The sequence below is a fragment of the Flavobacterium sp. DG1-102-2 genome (genome assembly GCF_033042555.1).
Classification (GTDB): domain Bacteria; phylum Bacteroidota; class Bacteroidia; order Flavobacteriales; family Flavobacteriaceae; genus Flavobacterium.
Genome location: NZ_JAWLIK010000003.1, coordinates 353294 through 369980 on the forward strand (window position 1 = coordinate 353294; position 16687 = coordinate 369980).

At 39.7% G+C, this 16687-nt stretch carries 21 protein-coding genes; 6 read left to right on the forward strand and 15 right to left on the reverse strand.

The genetic code is table 11. From position 1 onward, the window contains the following. Position 1: 1 nt before the first annotated feature. The 9 genes from creD to R1T16_RS06940 all read right to left on the reverse strand — a co-directional run bounded on the left by creD (position 2) and on the right by R1T16_RS06940 (position 5749). A complete protein-coding gene (creD, locus tag R1T16_RS06900; protein WP_411162020.1) occupies positions 2-1372 on the reverse strand; it encodes a cell envelope integrity protein CreD in 1371 nt (456 codons plus the stop codon). A 51-nt stretch (positions 1373-1423) separates the two neighbouring features. Further along, the gene (locus R1T16_RS06905; RefSeq protein WP_317500366.1) at positions 1424-1762 is read right to left on the reverse strand and encodes a hypothetical protein; all 339 of its coding nucleotides are present in this window, start codon (positions 1760-1762) and stop codon (positions 1424-1426) included. An 11-nt stretch (positions 1763-1773) separates the two neighbouring features. Continuing rightward, entirely contained in the window at positions 1774-2115 is a 342-nt protein-coding gene (locus R1T16_RS06910) for a hypothetical protein (RefSeq protein ID WP_317500367.1), read from the reverse strand. A 3-nt stretch (positions 2116-2118) separates the two neighbouring features. Then, a complete protein-coding gene (locus tag R1T16_RS06915) occupies positions 2119-2544 on the reverse strand; it encodes a hypothetical protein (protein WP_317500368.1) in 426 nt (141 codons plus the stop codon). A gap of 4 nt (positions 2545-2548) precedes the next feature. Continuing rightward, positions 2549-3244, reverse strand: a complete 696-nt coding sequence (locus R1T16_RS06920; protein WP_317500369.1) for a DUF1361 domain-containing protein — start codon at positions 3242-3244, stop codon at positions 2549-2551. Positions 3245-3299: 55 nt separating this feature from the next. Next, positions 3300-3596 carry a transcriptional regulator gene (locus R1T16_RS06925; RefSeq protein ID WP_317500370.1) on the reverse strand — a complete coding sequence of 99 codons (297 nt, stop codon included), beginning with the start codon at positions 3594-3596 and terminating at the stop codon, positions 3300-3302. A 3-nt stretch (positions 3597-3599) separates the two neighbouring features. Next, positions 3600-4202 carry a hypothetical protein gene (locus R1T16_RS06930; RefSeq protein ID WP_317500371.1) on the reverse strand — a complete coding sequence of 201 codons (603 nt, stop codon included), beginning with the start codon at positions 4200-4202 and terminating at the stop codon, positions 3600-3602. Between the two features lie 195 nt (positions 4203-4397). Continuing rightward, on the reverse strand, positions 4398-5216 hold the full coding sequence (kdsA, locus tag R1T16_RS06935; RefSeq protein ID WP_317500372.1) for a 3-deoxy-8-phosphooctulonate synthase: 819 nt from the start codon (positions 5214-5216) through the stop codon (positions 4398-4400). Positions 5217-5287: 71 nt separating this feature from the next. After that, a complete protein-coding gene (locus R1T16_RS06940) occupies positions 5288-5749 on the reverse strand; it encodes a 2-dehydro-3-deoxyphosphooctonate aldolase (RefSeq protein ID WP_317500373.1) in 462 nt (153 codons plus the stop codon). A gap of 162 nt (positions 5750-5911) precedes the next feature. Between R1T16_RS06940 and R1T16_RS06945 the strand changes: the two genes are divergently transcribed. From R1T16_RS06945 to R1T16_RS06955, 3 genes are read left to right on the forward strand one after another with little or no spacing between them, the layout of a single operon-like run. Further along, positions 5912-6490, forward strand: a complete 579-nt coding sequence (locus R1T16_RS06945) for a YeeE/YedE family protein (RefSeq protein WP_317500374.1) — start codon at positions 5912-5914, stop codon at positions 6488-6490. A gap of 9 nt (positions 6491-6499) precedes the next feature. Continuing rightward, entirely contained in the window at positions 6500-6913 is a 414-nt protein-coding gene (locus tag R1T16_RS06950) for a DUF6691 family protein (protein WP_317500375.1), read from the forward strand. Between the two features lies 1 nt (position 6914). After that, complete coding sequence (locus tag R1T16_RS06955) at positions 6915-7253, forward strand: hypothetical protein (RefSeq protein ID WP_317500376.1); 339 nt, start codon at positions 6915-6917, stop codon at positions 7251-7253. 56 nt (positions 7254-7309) lie between these two features. Here the strand turns inward: R1T16_RS06955 and R1T16_RS06960 are convergent, their stop codons facing one another. Genes R1T16_RS06960 through R1T16_RS06975 form a run of 4 tightly spaced genes read right to left on the reverse strand, consistent with a single transcriptional unit; the run spans position 7310 to position 11470 of the window. Continuing rightward, positions 7310-7957 carry an alpha/beta hydrolase gene (locus R1T16_RS06960; protein ID WP_317500377.1) on the reverse strand — a complete coding sequence of 216 codons (648 nt, stop codon included), beginning with the start codon at positions 7955-7957 and terminating at the stop codon, positions 7310-7312. Between the two features lie 3 nt (positions 7958-7960). Further along, a complete protein-coding gene (locus R1T16_RS06965) occupies positions 7961-8287 on the reverse strand; it encodes a hypothetical protein (RefSeq protein WP_317500378.1) in 327 nt (108 codons plus the stop codon). Position 8288: 1 nt separating this feature from the next. Continuing rightward, entirely contained in the window at positions 8289-9542 is a 1254-nt protein-coding gene (locus R1T16_RS06970; protein WP_317500379.1) for a dihydroorotase, read from the reverse strand. Beyond that, a complete protein-coding gene (locus R1T16_RS06975; RefSeq protein ID WP_317500380.1) occupies positions 9539-11470 on the reverse strand; it encodes a BatA domain-containing protein in 1932 nt (643 codons plus the stop codon). The genes R1T16_RS06970 and R1T16_RS06975 overlap by 4 nt, the downstream gene beginning before the upstream one ends. 119 nt (positions 11471-11589) lie before the next feature. Between R1T16_RS06975 and R1T16_RS06980 the strand changes: the two genes are divergently transcribed. Together R1T16_RS06980 and R1T16_RS06985 are read left to right on the forward strand one after the other, a co-directional pair. Beyond that, positions 11590-12696, forward strand: coding sequence for a lactonase family protein (locus tag R1T16_RS06980; protein ID WP_317500381.1), 1107 nt, complete (start codon positions 11590-11592; stop codon positions 12694-12696). Positions 12697-12937: 241 nt separating this feature from the next. Beyond that, positions 12938-14362, forward strand: a complete 1425-nt coding sequence (locus R1T16_RS06985; protein WP_317500382.1) for a sugar MFS transporter — start codon at positions 12938-12940, stop codon at positions 14360-14362. 71 nt (positions 14363-14433) lie between these two features. Here R1T16_RS06985 and R1T16_RS06990 read toward each other — a convergent pair whose 3' ends face one another. Beyond that, positions 14434-14766, reverse strand: coding sequence for a YegP family protein (locus R1T16_RS06990; protein ID WP_317500383.1), 333 nt, complete (start codon positions 14764-14766; stop codon positions 14434-14436). A 165-nt stretch (positions 14767-14931) separates the two neighbouring features. Beyond that, positions 14932-16278 (reverse strand): DEAD/DEAH box helicase, encoded by a 1347-nt coding sequence (locus R1T16_RS06995; protein ID WP_317500384.1) that lies wholly within the window; start codon positions 16276-16278, stop codon positions 14932-14934. A 143-nt stretch (positions 16279-16421) separates the two neighbouring features. Between R1T16_RS06995 and R1T16_RS07000 the strand changes: the two genes are divergently transcribed. Beyond that, entirely contained in the window at positions 16422-16676 is a 255-nt protein-coding gene (locus tag R1T16_RS07000) for a hypothetical protein (protein ID WP_317500385.1), read from the forward strand. Positions 16677-16687 lie beyond the last annotated feature (11 nt).

Sequence of the window (16687 nt, forward strand, 5' to 3'; positions counted from 1 at the left end):
TTTATTTCCATTCAATTTTTCTGGAGAAGTACATTACCGCTCCGAGGATAGCAAACAGTCCGATGCTGCCCACTAGCAATGCATAGTTCTCAAGTTGTATAATAACATAGATAAAGCTGTACAGTGCACTTAATGAGACAATGATAAATAACGGAAACTTAAGGTCTTTAAGAATGGAACGCGAGTAAAGGCCTATCATGACTACTACCGAAATTCCCGCTATAATATACGCCAGCGTAAAACTGCTGTGTTCTGTTATAGAAATAAGCAGTGTATAGAACATAATAAGCGCAAGCCCTATCATAGAATACTGGAAAATATGAATGCATATCTTACTTACCGATTGTATTAAGAAGAATACTAAAAAGGTTAACCCGATGACAAGGAAGCCATATTTTGCAGCACGTTCGTTTTGCTGATACTGGTCTACGGGTATAAGGAATTTTACATCAAAGGTGTAGGCTGCAAGGTTGGGCAGTGTGCCAAAATGCTTTTGGCCAAAAGCCCTGTTGAGGTGCGATACTTTCCAGTCAGCGGTAAAACCATTATCCGTTATTTTTTTGCTTTCCGGTAAGAAGTTGCCATCAAAACTCGGCGAAGGCCAATTAGAAGTCATTTTTGCCGATGTCATTTTACCTATAGGCACTATTTTTATCTGCTCGCTGCCTTTGTAGTTTATTTTGAAGTCAAAATTTGCCGAACCTGATGCGAATGCACTTTTTATATCAAAAGGCCTTGTTTCTAATGATGCTACAGAATCCCTGCCTTCGTCTTCCTGAACGGGTTCAAAAGTGTAGCTTTTTCCATTTATTGCTACCTGCACGCTTCCTGTTATACTTTTTATGTTATTCGTCTTAACTACTATGCTGGCTTTGTTCCACTGTATATTTTCAGCCGGAATGGATTGGCTGCCAAAATTTGGGTATTGGTAATTGCCTTTAAAATTCAGCAATGAAGTATAGATCACAGATTGATAGTTGGCCCTGTTTTTTTGCTGAGTCTTTACGTTAATATCGGCATTAAGCTTATCAGGAAAAAAATAGGCAAAGCGTGTTTCGGCAGTTTGCTGCACGGTTATCTGTTTTGTTTTTTCGTTTGAAATTTTTGTTTCACTGTAATGGGTATAAGGCACTTTTAGCACCGGGCCATACATGTATACGCTTTCGCCCCACTTGGAATTTATTTCTTTAATAACCTCCTTCTGGCGGTCTGCCCTTTCAAAAATAAGGGTCTTTACATATTGCAGCGGAATAAGCAGTACGAGTGTAAGCAGACCTACCATAAGTATTTTTGCGGTACTTGACTGAAAGAAATTAGGACTGTTACTTGGCTGGTGCATTGGTGATGACTCAAAATTTTGATTCGTTTCCATAATTGAAATTGGTTTTATGTTAATGATATAATGATGTATGCAGTTTAAATTTTAAATGACTCTGCTATTATGAAAAATATTTATTATGACTATATAGACGTACGCAACAGGGAAGTTTGCTAAAAGTATAAGTGAACCGGTAATCAGGCTTCTCTGGTAATAGCGATATACAAATGAGAACGCGATAAGCAGGCAAAAGGTTACCGTATTTATTACGGCAGCAATTACAACAAAAAAGAAACCTATGGGAAGCAGGAATTCAGTATCAATGACCGTTAGCGCCAATAAAAACAAGGATGTCCCAAAGGCTAATGTTACATTAAACAGCCATTTTGGAATGGCTAGTAGCAGGTCAACGCGGTTTTCTATGATATCCTCATATGTTTCCATAGTTTTATTATTTAAAATTGATAAAGAGAAGACGTTGTGAATGGATTGTTTATCACTACATATAAATACAGTATCGCTACAGGTATGTTGATTAGCAGTATAGCAGCCTGAAGCAAAATCTGTTTTTGATATTCTTTGAATAGAAAAGAACAAATAATGAGTGAACCAAATACCGATGCGTTAAGAAAGAAAGCAAAAACCAAATACAGCATTCCTATCCCTATAATCATTTCATCCTTTATACTTAGATGGAGTAAAAGCAGCAGCGTTCCAATGCCAAATGATAGTCCGGCAATCCATCCCGGCAGCTGTAAAAGCTGAGCCATCCTGTTGTTAAATGTTGTTGGTATCATGGTTTATCGTATTAAAAAGGTATCTTTTATTCTGTCTATTGGCAGGTGCAGCATCTTGAAATGATTCAGGTCATAAAAGCGCAATGCATTTTTTCCGTCCTTATATCTTATGTAGAAGTAGTGTAGTTGCAGCGGATAAAGCAACGCTCCTGTAATCATTACAAACAGGTTTTTAAATGCCAGGTCGCCATTGCCAAAAAGATAAAAATGCATTGCTATTTCTTCTTTGTCTGATACTTCTTTGCTTATCAGAACTCTGTGTATGTCAGTTAATTCAGGCTGAGGATCGGCATCGTGGCTGTTGTTGAACAAGAAAGAACCAACATGGAACCCAAGCGTATCTTTTGGGTAGCCAATAAGATCGTCCATAGAAACAGGGGCTTTTTTACCCTCGATAAAGATGCTGATGATGTTTTTCAATTTTTTCATGATGTTATATTTTCACTTTGAAATTCAAAGTATTTTTACAAATTTTTTTTGGCTTAGGCGTGTGATAGAGGTTGAATAAGAGGAACATGAGCGTACCAAAGCCAATGGTTATGCCCCACGCAGGTTTACATGTTTCGGCATTGGTCAGGCTGCATAAAATATCGATGGTCATGGTGTAAGGCTTTTGTAAAATGTCCCAACTGTTATAGCGTAAAAATCGGCCTACATACATGCCAAATCCGCATAGCAGGCATACACCCGCCATTATAAACCATGCAGTATTGTTTCCAAATCTGTACACAAACAGCCTAAACATATCTTTCATTGAGGCAAGCCCAAACAGCATTCCTGTTATAGAAAATGATGCGATGAGCAGCACATCAAACCACACGGGAACACCTGTTTCTCGTTTCAGGTGCATAAAGTCGGTTATAATGTATGGTGCGTTAGGCAGGAGCAGAAGCCAGCAGAATAATACCGGTAAATACAGGTACCACGTATTAGTAATCTTGAGATTGCTATATAGCATTGATGTTAGTCCAAGCGGGGTGTAAGCTAGGAAGAGGTTCCAAATCAGAAAAAAGAAAAATATGGAATGGGTGATTTTAGAACGCACTAATAAAAGAGCGATGCAAAATGCTGCAAGAGCAAACAGTATGTAATGCCTGCTGAAAATTCGGGATGCGGTTGTTTGTATCATAGTTTTAGTTTTTTAAAGTACTTTGTAATTCAAAGTTAATGGATAAAAAAATAGGTTAGCTTTTCTGAATCAATTTTTCAAGGGCATCTATGTGGTCTTTAAAGGCTTTACGACCCTCTTTGGTAGCCATGTAACGTGTATTGGGCTTCTTGCCAATAAACTGTTTTTCAATCATAATATATTCTTCTGCTTCAAGTGCTTTAGCGTGGCTGGCAAGGTTGCCATCGGTCACGCCCAGTAACTCTTTAAGCGTATTAAAGTCGGCATATTCGTTCACCATAAGGATCGACATGATCCCCAGGCGTATGCGGTGGTCAAAAGCTTTGTTTATATGTTGTAGTATGTTCTTCAAATGTTACTGTTTGCGGTCGTATTTAAAATACATTAATGCTCCATAAATGATGTGGCATACACCAAAACCCAACGCCCAGAACTGCAGGCCATAACCCATGTATGCAGTAGCAAACAGGCCCAGTATAACTATGGTAATGCCCAGATAGCGCACATCCCTCACCGTATATTTACTGGCATTTACACACGCAAGTCCGTAGAATATAAGGGTTATAGGTGCAATAAGTCCGTAGTAATGATTCTTCATCAAAAGTACAGCAAAGATACCGCCTGTACCAAGAGGAATCAGGAAATTAATTGCCAGCCTTTTTGAGGTTGAATTCCACATTGATTCCTCCGATCTTTTTGCTTTACGCATCGTAAGGATAAATGCCGTAAGTACCGAAAGGAAAAGCACAGCTCCGGCTATAAGAACGATAAGTTTAAAAGAATAACTCTCTAAAGTGACCTTGCCCTGATTATGTATTGCTATTTCTCTTATAGCAAAAGCACCTGATAGCGCATAGATACCAGCCATAACTCCTGCCATACCACTTAACGAAAGAAACTGTGACGATTTGTCCATCATTTTCTTAATATCCTGTATGTCCTTTAAATAGTTTTCCATATAAAAGTACTTTGAAGTACAAAGTAAATTATAAAAATTGGATTGGCAATGCAATATGTTAATTTTTTTAATAGCAATTTTGGGCCAATAAAAAAGCCCGCATTTGCGGGCTTTTAATTTTATATTTTTTTTGATAAGATTCTTCACGTCATTATATTCTGTTCAGAATGACAACAGATAACCAAATTAACCTTCTTAAAACTGGTTTATGGTTTTTCTGATTGCCACCAATTTTTGCATAAGGCCTTCAAAGTAGTCCAGGTGAAGCATATTAGCGCCGTCACTTTTAGCATTAGCCGGGTCAAAGTGGGTTTCTATAAAAATACCGTCTACACCTACAGCGATACCAGCCTTAGCAATAGTCTCGATCATGTCAGGTCGGCCGCCTGTAACACCAACAGTCTGGTTAGGCTGCTGAAGTGAATGGGTAACATCAAGTACTGTTGTAGCAAATTGCTGCATGGTAGGTATTCCCCTGTAATCTACGATCATATCCTGATAACCGAACATAGTACCACGATCGGTAACCATTACGTTCTCATTGTTAGAGTCCAATACTTTCTGAACTGCATGTTTCATGCTTTCAGGGCTCATGAACTGTCCTTTTTTAAGGTTTACAACCCTTCCCGTTTCGGCTGCAGCCACAACAAGATCGGTCTGGCGTACAAGAAAAGCAGGGATTTGAAGGATATCTACATACTGGGCAGCCATGACAGCGTCCTGTTCTGTGTGGATATCTGTAACGGTAGGCACCCCAAAAGTTTCAGACACTTTACGTAGTATCTTAAGCGCTTTTTCATCGCCAATACCTGTAAAGCTGTCAACCCTTGAACGGTTAGCTTTTTTGAATGAGCCTTTAAAAACATAAGGTATCTGCAGTTTGCTGGTTACTTCGACTGTTTTTTCAGCTATGCGAAGCGCCATCTCTTCACCTTCAATGGCACAAGGGCCGGCAAGAAGAAAAAAGTTGCCACTGTCTGTATTTTTAATTTGAGGTATATTCTGTAAGTTCATTGTTGTGTTATAATTTGATGCAAAGATAAAAATAAAAAGCCTTTGCTGTATACGAAGGCTATCAAGAGTATCTATTGAGCAATAGGTTTTATGGCAAAACCATGCGGTGCAATCACCTTGCCTTTTTCATAAAGGTTTATATAGATTTTCTTGGGAGTATTTAGACCCTCCCAGGTAACTTCGTATACATCTAATAATCCGGCTCCGGCATCAAATTTTTTTGTTGGAAATGGGCAGCAGCTTTCCGTTTTTGTAAATGTCAGCGCTTGTCCGTTAGGTCCTGTAAGTGCACCAAAATAGCGCTTCACATTCAATTCGCCAGTAGTCAGCGGCAGGAAGCCAAGATTTACCGGATAGTCCTGATCGTAACCATATTTCTTGTCCTTGCTGGTTTCAGTTATTATAAAGGTTTTATCCTTGCTTAGGGCAGGCATGATAGCATTATCATCAATGTTTCTTATGGTATTTCTTGTGCTTACACAAGATGCTGTAAGTACAAGAGCAATACAGGAAAGTATAAGGTATCTTTTCATGATTGATTAATTGTTAACCAAAAGTAATAATTTTTGTGCGATGTTTTATGTCGCATGTTAGAAGTTGGGAGTATGATGTCTATTATCTCAAATCTAACATCTCAAATCTCCTTTCTCAATACTAAACTAAAATGTTACATTTGCAGGTAAATAATAATAAGTATGGAAAGTATATACGGTACCTGGCCGTGGTATGTGTCAGGATTCCTTATAGGGTCGGTTATGCTGGCGCTAATCTATTTTGGAAAAACATTTGGTATGTCGTCTAACCTTCGTACCATGTGTACAATGCTTGGCGCAGGCAAAACAACCGAATTCTTTAGATTCGACTGGAAATCACAACGCTGGAACCTTGTCGTAGTACTTGGTGCGATGCTTGGCGGATATATTGCAGTACATTTTTTAAGCGATCCATCAGTACCAACAGTGCAGGTTAACCCACAAACAGTTACCGAACTGCACATGATGCATATTGACGCACCCAATGATAATGGAAACGGCAAATTACTGCCTGATGCATTAACAAGCGCAGAAGCCCTGCAATCGCCCAAAATCTTAGGTATTCTATTGCTTGGAGGACTTCTGGTGGGCTTTGGTACGCGTTATGCCGGGGGCTGCACATCAGGGCATGCAATTACAGGCTTAAGCAACCTTCAACTTCCGTCACTTATTGCAGTTATAGGATTTTTTATTGGCGGACTCATTATGTCATGGCTGCTGTTACCATTATTCTTTAATTAAGATCATCTCATGAAATTTATAAAATACTTATTGGTTGGTGTTGTGTTTGGTATTGTGCTGACCAAATCTGAAGCGGTATCGTGGTACCGTATTTACGAAATGTTCCACTTTCAGTCTTTCCACATGTTTGGCATCATCATGACAGCTGTTGTAGTAGGTACTATAGGCGTACAGTTAATTAAGCGTAATAATGTAAAAGATATTACAGGAGCACCAATTGTTATCCCCGACAAAGAAAAAGGCTTTACCAATTATCTTGTAGGAGGTATATTGTTCGGCTTAGGCTGGGGACTTATAGGTACATGTCCGGGGCCAATGTATATTCTTATCGGCGCCGGTTTCTACGGAATAGGCGTAGTGCTATTAGGCGCATTAGTTGGGACTTACTTTTATGGTATTGTGAAAAGCAAATTGCCTCATTAGGATGAACAGGTTCAGTCAGTATATTTGTGAGAAATATAATGTCGAGCATTCTCCTGTTGAAGAAAATTCAATTATTGAAATTTCGAAATCAGTAAGAGAAGGAATAATGCCGATGGATGGATTAAGACATCCGGTCGAAGGCAACTCAAACGGATGGTATATCTGGGCAGGTGATTTTTCAGAGGCTACTGATTTCTTTGAACCGATACATGCCTCTCATTTAAAAGATATTAATCAGAATATTATCAGATATTTAGGATTGCCACCGGGTTATCGTTTCTTAATGACAAATGATGGATATGAAGATGTATGGGAGGATAAAACTTTATTAGATATATAAAACACAAAAGGGATAAGTTTAAAGCTTATCCCTTTTGTGTTTATTTTTTTGTCCTGCTACTTATTCAGCCAGTTTAGTAAATCGTAAAAGTTTTGCGGTGCAACACCGTGTCCGGCGTTGTACTCGTTGTACTCAACATCAAGGCCTAAGTTTTTAAGGAACTCCGGCGCTTTGCGGGCCCATTCAACAGGGATAACCTGGTCTACAGTTCCGTGAGAAATAAAGAAGCGAACTTTAGCGGCATCTTCTGCATGCAGGCTGTTGCCTACGATATCCATGTTTAAATATCCGCTTAGTGCTGCTACACGTGTTATTTTTTCAGGGTGTGTTAACGCTACGGCATAGCTTAATATTGATCCCTGGCTAAAGCCAATAAGCGTTACATTATCTTTATCAATAGGGTAGGCAGCAATAAGCTCATCAATAAACTTTACGATAAGGTCACGGGATTCTGCTGCCTGTTTATCGTCAGAGAATTTATTCATGTCGTTATCAAACGTAATGGCATACCACGCATGGCCGCTGTACTGCGGAAGGTTATACGGTGCTCTTGCCGACACGATAAAATAGTCATCTGGCAATTGCGCTGCAAACGAGAAAAGATCTTCCTCGTTGCTTCCATAGCCGTGCAGTAACAACAGTAACGGATTCTTATCCTTTTTTACTTTTGGTTCTCTTACAAGATGGTATAATGATAAGTCCATATATTATAATCCTTTAAAAAGTTTCTGAAAGAATGGGCCCAATAACGGAATCATATTCATTTGTCCCTGAATTGCCCCTATAAAACCATAGGTCCAAAGAACAATAAAAAACAGATAAAAAGGGCCTGTTACATACCAGCTGTCAAAATTTGAGATGGTTGATCCTAATAACATAGACAATAGGGTTAATCCCAACGATTGTCGTATATGGAAAGATGCAAATGCGCTTTTCTTTTCTGCGTCGCTGTTCATTACCATGGCAATGATACAGCCAATAATGTGCAGGTATGAGATAATGGCATTTGTTTTGCCTTTTTCTAAATCGGTCATGTTAGTCGTTCAGTATTAATTTTCCCTGATTGTATATTCCGTATGCTTTTCCTTTAAGCGCATGGCCTAAGAAAGCAGAGTTTTTTGATTTTGATTTGATGTCCGCTTTGCTGAAAGTCCATTGCGTGGCAGGATTAAACAGTGTGAACGATGCAGCTGCACCTTCTGTGATATCCTGGTTGGCAAACCCAAATACAGGTTTTCCTGCCGTGAATTTCTCAACGATGACCTCAAGCGGCAATATGGTTTGCAGAGCGCCAAAAGCACTTTCAAAACCTATTGTACCATCTTTGGCAAGGTCAAATTCCAGTTTTTTGTTTTCTATGTCAATAGGGTTGTGGTCTGATGTTATCATGTCTATCGTGCCATCAAACACCGCTTCAATCAATACTTTACGTTCAGCATCCGGGCGTAGCGGAGGCATAACCTTATAACGGGTGTCAAAGTCAACCAGCACTTCATCTGTCAATATCAGGTTGTGGATAGCCACGCTGCAGGTAACATTAAGCCCTTTCGCTTTAGCTTCTTTAATAAGCTGAACCGATTTTGCCGTAGAGATTGTAGGTATATGCATCTTGCCGCCAGTATACTCTAAAAGGTACAGGTTACGCACTATTTGGAGTTCTTCGGCAAGGGTAGGGATTCCTTTAAGGCCAAGGCGCGTGCCTACAATACCTTCGTGAACAACGCCCTTGCCTTTTATGTTACTGTCTTGTGCGAAGGCAATAACTAGTCCGTCAAAGTCCTGAACATATTGCAGTGCAATCTTTAAGATGCCTGCATCGGTAATCGATTTATTATAATCGCCAAAGGCAACAGCCCCTGCATTTTTCATGTCAAAAAGCTCAGCGATGTCTTTGCCTTCACTGTTTTTTGTCAGCGCTCCTATAGGGTGCAGCTTTGTTGCGGCATGCGCCGATTTTGTTAAAAGGAAATTGATGTCGGCCTGTCTTTCAGCAATTGGGTTTCCCGTTGGCTGAAGCGCGATATCTGTAAAGCCGCTTTTTGCGGCAACGTCAAGACCATTTGCAAGGGTTTCCCTGTCTTCATAGCCTGGCTCGCCAAGACTTACAGAACTGTCAAACCAGCCTTTAGAGATGTGAAGGTTATCAAGTTCTACGGTCTCAAAGCCATCAGCTGCAATATTTTGGCTTATTTTTTTAATGATGCCGTTTTCCACCTGTATGTCTACAGCCTGCTTATTAAAAGGGCTGTTTTTGTCAATAATAACGGCGTTTTTGAATATCAGGTTCATTTTACGAATTTTTGAATAAGAAGTTCAGTTAAAAGGAAAATCAGCGTGCCGATGATGAACCATTTCCATAATTCACTAGCGGTACGTTCTGACTTAATATCGTTATATACTGTCGCTACCGAAGTGGCAGCTGTAAATTTATCTGTTACAGCTTTATTTTGCAGGGATAGGTCACTTTCTGTCCGTGCATGGTTAAAGCTTATGCTCCTAAGGTTTTGGTTGTTTTTATAAACTGCAAAGTTACCCGCTTCCTCAGGGTAATCACCAAAAGAAAGCTTGACCTTGTTATTCAGCAATTGCTGCATCGGGATAAAATCAGACGTTTCGTTTTTAACCGTCAGCACTTCATCTTTAGATAATAGGGCATCCAGTAGCAGGTTTTGGTTTTCGCCAATAGTGATAGCGCTAATTCCTGTTTTCCCGCTGTTTTGTGCCATATTATAAAAGGTAGGCACGATGAGCGGAGAATTCTGGAAGTTACTGTTAGTCTTAGTAATGGCTGCAGTAAATACATATACATTGCCCAATTTATTGCTTACGGATGCAAGAAACGGCGTCTGGTCGTCATAGCTTAAAACCGGCAGCGCACTTCCGCCAAGGGTAAATCCGGTAGTTGCTTTAGGGTATTGAAAGTTGTCGGTTTTCTTCTCAAATACTGTAGCATAGAGCGGGTGGTTAAAGGCAATCTTGGTAATTTGTCTTTCGTTGCTGTTCTGGCTTTTGAACTGGCCTCCGCCAAAGGCTGCCATAAGGCTGTTCAGGTTTTGCAGACTGCTGTCCTGTGCCGGTATTATAATCACGTTTCCGCCTTTAGCATAAAATGTTTTAAGTGTCGTAATGAGCGCCTGTGGAATGTCTTTTACCTCGTTTAAAATGATTGCATCCTGTTTGTCAAGGCTGTTATAGTCCAGCGAACGCAACTCTGAAGCGGTAAAGTTAAAATCATCATCGGTGTAGATTCTCGCAAGAAAGCCATTTTTGGAGGTATCGCCAATGGCAGTTACGTTTGATTTTTGTGGCTTTGAAATGCTGAAATAATGATTGTTATCATACATCAGGCTGTTATCATTGATGGATACATATCCGTGAAAGTCTTTTTTAGGAATGGTGAAGGTGCTCGATTTTTTCGTGCTGCCATCAAACTTTACCAGTGTTTTAGCGGTAAGGCTTTTGCCATTGTAAAGCGAAATAGGCACATCGTTCTCTACATCGCCAAAAGCTTCCATATCTACTTTTATCTCGTAAAAGTTGTCCATAACCTGAGAGATGTATACACTGTCTATAGAGACGTTTGCAGTGTTCTCTGCTTCGGGCACTATAAAATAGGTAGGCGATTTTCCATCAAATTTAGAAAGGTCTTTGCTGTCAAGGTTGATAGCGTCGGTAATAACAACAATATCTTTACCGCTATTCGGATTCTTAGCCTGTGCTTTTGTCAAAAGAAAATCCGGACGGAAAGGCACATCACTATATTTGATGTTCTGAAGGTCTTTTTGAATTGATTTTACATCGGTGTCCCACCAAACGTTAGTGTTTGTAATAAGTGAGAACTGCTGATTTTCGGGTGTATTTTCAAGGATATCCTGTACTGCACGTTTCAACAGTTCGCCCTTGCTGCCTTTAGTCTGCATGGAGAAAGAATTATCCAGCAGGATAACCATTTCATTACCTTTATTATCATCGTCTTTAGCCTTAAAATAGGGCTGCGCAAAAGCAACAATAAGAAAGGCGAGCAGTAATAAACGGGTTGCGAGTAAAAGCCATTTTTTGATCTTAGAGCTTTTGCGGGTTTGCATGCTCAGCTCCTTAAGGAAGCGTACATTGGTAAAATATTCTTTTTGAAAACGGCGCAATTGAAACAAATGGACCAGTATGGGAATTGCAAGCAGGAAAAGAAAGTATAGAATTTCCGGGTGTTTGAACTGCATTTCGGTTGAAAGTTTGTCAAAAATACTAATTTTTATTGTAAACCGCATAGCAAATCCCTACGATAAATTTCACATCATCTTTAAATGCCTTACTTTTGTTTTTCCATAAATTTATTCGAATGAAAATTATCAAAGTATTACTAATACTTCTTTGTATGAATGCGGCAGCACAGGATAACTACAACCTTGTTATAGGTACTTATACAAACGCCTGTGCCAGTAAAGGTATTTATGTGTATGATTTTAATGTAAATACGCTTGCCTTTAAAGAAAAGAACAGTACTGATGGCGTTATCAATCCAAGCTACGTTACCGTAAATAAAAGTAACTCTGTGGTATACAGCGTTAATGAGGACGGAGAAAAAAGCAACGTTAGCTCTTTTAAATATACTCCGTCTACAGGAAAACTTCAGCAGATGAACAAAAGGGATGCAGAAGGCGCCGACCCTTGTTACATCATCAACGACGACAAAAATGTTATTGTTGCCAACTATACAGGCGGAAGCATAGCCGTGTTTGGTAAAAAGAATGATGGCAGCCTTACCGATGCAAAACAGGTGGTTAAACACACAGGAAGCAGTATAAATACAAGCCGCCAGGAAAAAGCACACGTACACATGGTGTATTTTTCGCCAGATAAAAAATATGTATTCGTAAATGACCTTGGAGTAGATAAGATATTCATTTACAATTACGCCTCTGATGGCGGCGAACAAACGCTTACACTTAAGGAAACCGTTGATGTCAAGCCGGGAAGCGGGCCAAGACATCTTGTGTTTCATCCTAACGGCCTTTTCGTTTATCTTGTAAACGAGTTAAGCGGTACGGTAGATGTTTTTAGTTACATGAAAGAAAAGATGGTCCTTATACAGGAACTAACACTTAATGCAAAAGATTGCAACGATTTTAATGGTGCTGCACATATTTCGTTTTCTAATGACAGTAAATATTTATATGTTACCAATAGGGGAGATGCGAATAATGTAACGGTATACAAAGTACACGCTAACGGGATGATGAACCAGGTACAGCAGATAAGTACAATGGGCGAGGGCCCTCGCCAGTTTGTTATAGACCCTACAGATAATTATCTGCTTATGGCCAACCAAAATGCTAATACTATTGTCATCTTTAAGAGGGATAAGACGACAGGCCTCCTTAGCGACACGGGCAAGAGAATAGACATCTGCTCTCCGGTATGCCTGGTGTTCACTCCAAATAAATAAAATGAAATTTAAGGTATATTTTTAGGGTTCAAAATCCTAAAATACGCAGTTTACCACGTTTTCGTTTTTCATTTTTAACAATTTATGGCTTAATTAGAGATAAAAACGTCGTTATTTATATATAAGGGTATTGAATAATTTTCAATGCCCTTATTTTTTTTAGAATAATTTAAAAGTTATTTAACATTAGCGCCAATAGCTAATAAATTTATAATTTGTGCGTCCAAAATAACATCTATTAATGAGTACTTCAACACAAAAGAATCAGGGAACAAATTATACCGTTCCGCTGATTACCATCACACTTTTATTCTTCATGTGGGGCTTTATTACCTGTATGAATGACATATTGATCCCGTATCTAAAAAAACTGTTTGAGCTTACCTTCCTGGAGTCTATGCTGGTGCAGTTCTGTTTCTTTGGGGCTTACTTTTTAGGCTCTCTTGCTTACTTTTTAGTGTCATACAGCTATGGTGACCCTGTAAATAAAGTAGGATACAAAAATGGTATCATCGCCGGTATCATAGTGTCGGCTCTTGGGTGTATCTTATTTTACCCTGCAGCTACTTTTTCAGTTTACGGATTGTTCCTTGGGGCACTATTCGTATTAGGTTTAGGATTTACAATCCTGCAGATCACTGCCAATGCCTATGTATCGCTGCTTGGTACAGAAGACAGCGCATCAAGCCGACTAAACATGACACAGGCATTCAACGCCTTTGGTACTACAATCGCGCCGATATTAGGTGGTTTCCTTATCTTCGGGTCAAGCGCGTCACACGAGATCACAGCTGAGGCTACACGTATACCATACCTTGTATTTGCTGGTATATTACTACTGGTAGCACTGCTTATCTATAACGTAAAACTACCGTCATTCCAGGCAGAAGAGGAAGTGGAAACTAAAGGCCTTGGTGCTTTAAAATTCCCACAGCTTAAGCTGGGCGTGTTAGGGATCTTTTGCTATGTAGGTGGTGAGGTTGCGGTAGGGAGCTTTATCATTAGTTTCCTTGAGAAAGATTATATCATGGGCCTTAGTGAGGCTGTGAGTAAAAACTACCTAGCATTATACTGGGGTGGTGCCATGATAGGAAGATTTTTAGGAGCTATATCGTTAAACCATTCGCTGGGGCAAACCAAGAAATACCTGTTCATGCTTATTACAGCAGCGGTTGTATTCCTTGTAATATATGGTGTGGTAGACCTTACTTTCTCTCAGATAAGTTTCTTCCTTGTATTTATCGCACTTAACTTTGTAGCATTTATGATAGGTAAATCGGCTCCGGCTAGAACGCTTGCTGTATTTGCTTCGATCAATGTTATATTGTTGTTATCTGCGATGTTTAACGAAGGAGAACTGGCTATGTACAGCATACTTGGTATGGGTATCTTTAACTCAATCATGTTTTCTAATATTTATACATTAGGTATATCAGGGCTTGGCAAGTATACTAGCCAGGGCTCATCGCTGCTTGTAATGGCAATCCTGGGCGGGGCTATCGTTCCTGTAATTCAGGGCGCTATTGCCGATTCAGATCCTGTATACGGAGTTCAGCACTCATTCATAGTGCCGGTATTCTGTTATTTATATATACTGTTCTTCGGTATTTACTGTTCACGTAAACTTAAGAATGTAGAGCATTCTGCGAAGGTTTCAGGACACTAAGAGAATAAAAAAATATGTAAAAAGGCGCTCACAATACTGAGCGCCTTTTTTATTGAAAATTAGTATACAATCTATTCGCTTTTGTCTTCTACATCTGCTGTAGCGGCATTAAACTTTACTGATTCTATTCCGTTGTCCCTCGATGTTTTTCCTTCATACATCTCACTTTGGCCAATGATCAGGCCATTCATTGCTTTGAGGGTAAAATAATATTTTCCGTTAGAGGCGGTCTTTTTCTCAAACCTGGAATCTATCTGCGAATTTTTCCGCACAGAATCTATGCCTCCCATACAGCTTGCTTTAGTAGTATAGCCTTCGCTGGTTAATATGCCCTGGCCATTGCCGGCTTTCAGGTCAAACTGGAATTCGCCGTCTGACCTTTTTTTAATAGTAAATTTGCCCATATATAGTATTGGTTAGTAGATGATCGGGTAAAAGGCATATTAAAGTTAGCAGAAATTTTGTTACTATACAAAAGGCAGAGTGCATACTTCAATTTTATCGACGTACTGCATCTTCTTAAATCTAAAGCATAAAAAAAGCGATGCTGTTGCATCGCCTTGTATATTTTATTTGTCCTTGTCTTTTCTCTTTTTATCACGAGCCCTTTCAATACCACGGTTACGCGATTTTGTTTTTCGGGGTTTGGTTTTCCCGGGACCGCCAAGGTTAACCTTTTTATTTTTTTCTTTCTTCTCGTGGAAACCTCCGGTAGATTTTTTAGGAGCCCTTACAAGCACTTTCATCTTTACTTTGTCTTTCTCAAAGTCCAGCATACGCTCGGCTATTTCAAGTCCTTCAGGCAGGTCAAGGAATTTAACTTCCTTTTCCATCAGCACTTCTGCTTCTACCTCAATGTTTTCTTCAGACGGCGCAATAAAACTTATGGCAATACCGGTTTTATCGGCACGGCCTGTACGGCCAATACGGTGGATATATTGCTCCGGTACTTCAGGAAATTCCATGTTGATAACGTGGGTGATGTCAGATATGTCAAGTCCACGCGCCATTACATCGGTAGTTATGATACCCCTTAATTCCCCTTCCTGAAAAGAAGCCATGGTATTAAGCCTGTAATTTTGCGATTTGTTAGAGTGGATAACTCCAAACTGCCCCGGAAAATCTTCCAGTGAATCAGCAACAAGGTCGGCAGTTCTTTTATTGTTTACAAAAACCAGTACACGCGAAATGCTCTCATCCTGGTGTAACAGGTTTTTAAGGAGGTTAACTTTTGTAAGGAAGTTAGGTACGCGGTAGCCCAACTGCTCTATCTGGTCAAGCGGCGTACCACTTGCAGCCAGTGACACTTCTTCAGGAAAATCAAAGTAATCATTAAGCATATCATCTACTTCATCAGTCATTGTCGCTGAGAAGAGAATGTTTTGCCTTTTAGCCTTCATCATTGAAAGGATTGAGGTTACCTGTGTACGGAAACCAAGATTCAGGATCTCGTCAAACTCGTCGATGACCAGTTTTTTAACTTCGTCAAAACGTACAACATTGTCAAGGGCAAGGTCCATCATCCTTCCGGGCGTACCCACGAGAACGTCTACACCTTCGTATACCCTTTTCTTTTGTGTGTTGATATTGACACCACCAAATACACCAAGCGTACGAACCGACATAAATTGCGTAAGTTTCTCCACTTCTTCCACAACCTGAACTACAAGTTCGCGGGTAGGCACGACAATTACGACACGAGGCACGTGTATATCGGCAAACTTCCATTGCTTAAGTATTGGCAATAGATAGGCAAAGGTTTTACCTGTACCTGTCTGCGCAATACCCATCATGTCGCGGCCTGAAAGTATTACCGGCATTGCCCTTAACTGGATAGGGGTAGGAGTTATAAAGCCTAACTCGTCAAGTGCTTTTTGGAGTGCTTTCGGCAGGTCTAAATCGTGGAATGTGGCCATGTAAATGCTGTATTTTGTGCAAATATAGGCATTTTAGGCGGAAGAAGCCTGATTAACAGACGCACGTTTCTTTAACACTTTAACAAAACCTTTTCAAATTTTGAATTTAGCCTAGGTATCTTAGCTATATAAAAATAAAAGCCATGCCAGAATTTGTAGTTATAGGAACCAGCATTTCCACAGCAGCAATAAGGGATTATCTTTTTGCAAAAAAAATAGATAAAGGCGATTCGCTTGTACTTAGCACTTCAGATTATGAAAACATAATTGAAGAGATAAGGCATTCGGATGAGCCAATAGATATCCCGCTAAATGTATTAGGCGTATTGCTTATTAAAGATACGTCAGGAGATGTGCCTCCGGGTAAAGTACAAATCGTTAAGAATGACCAGTTATAACAGAAATTTTA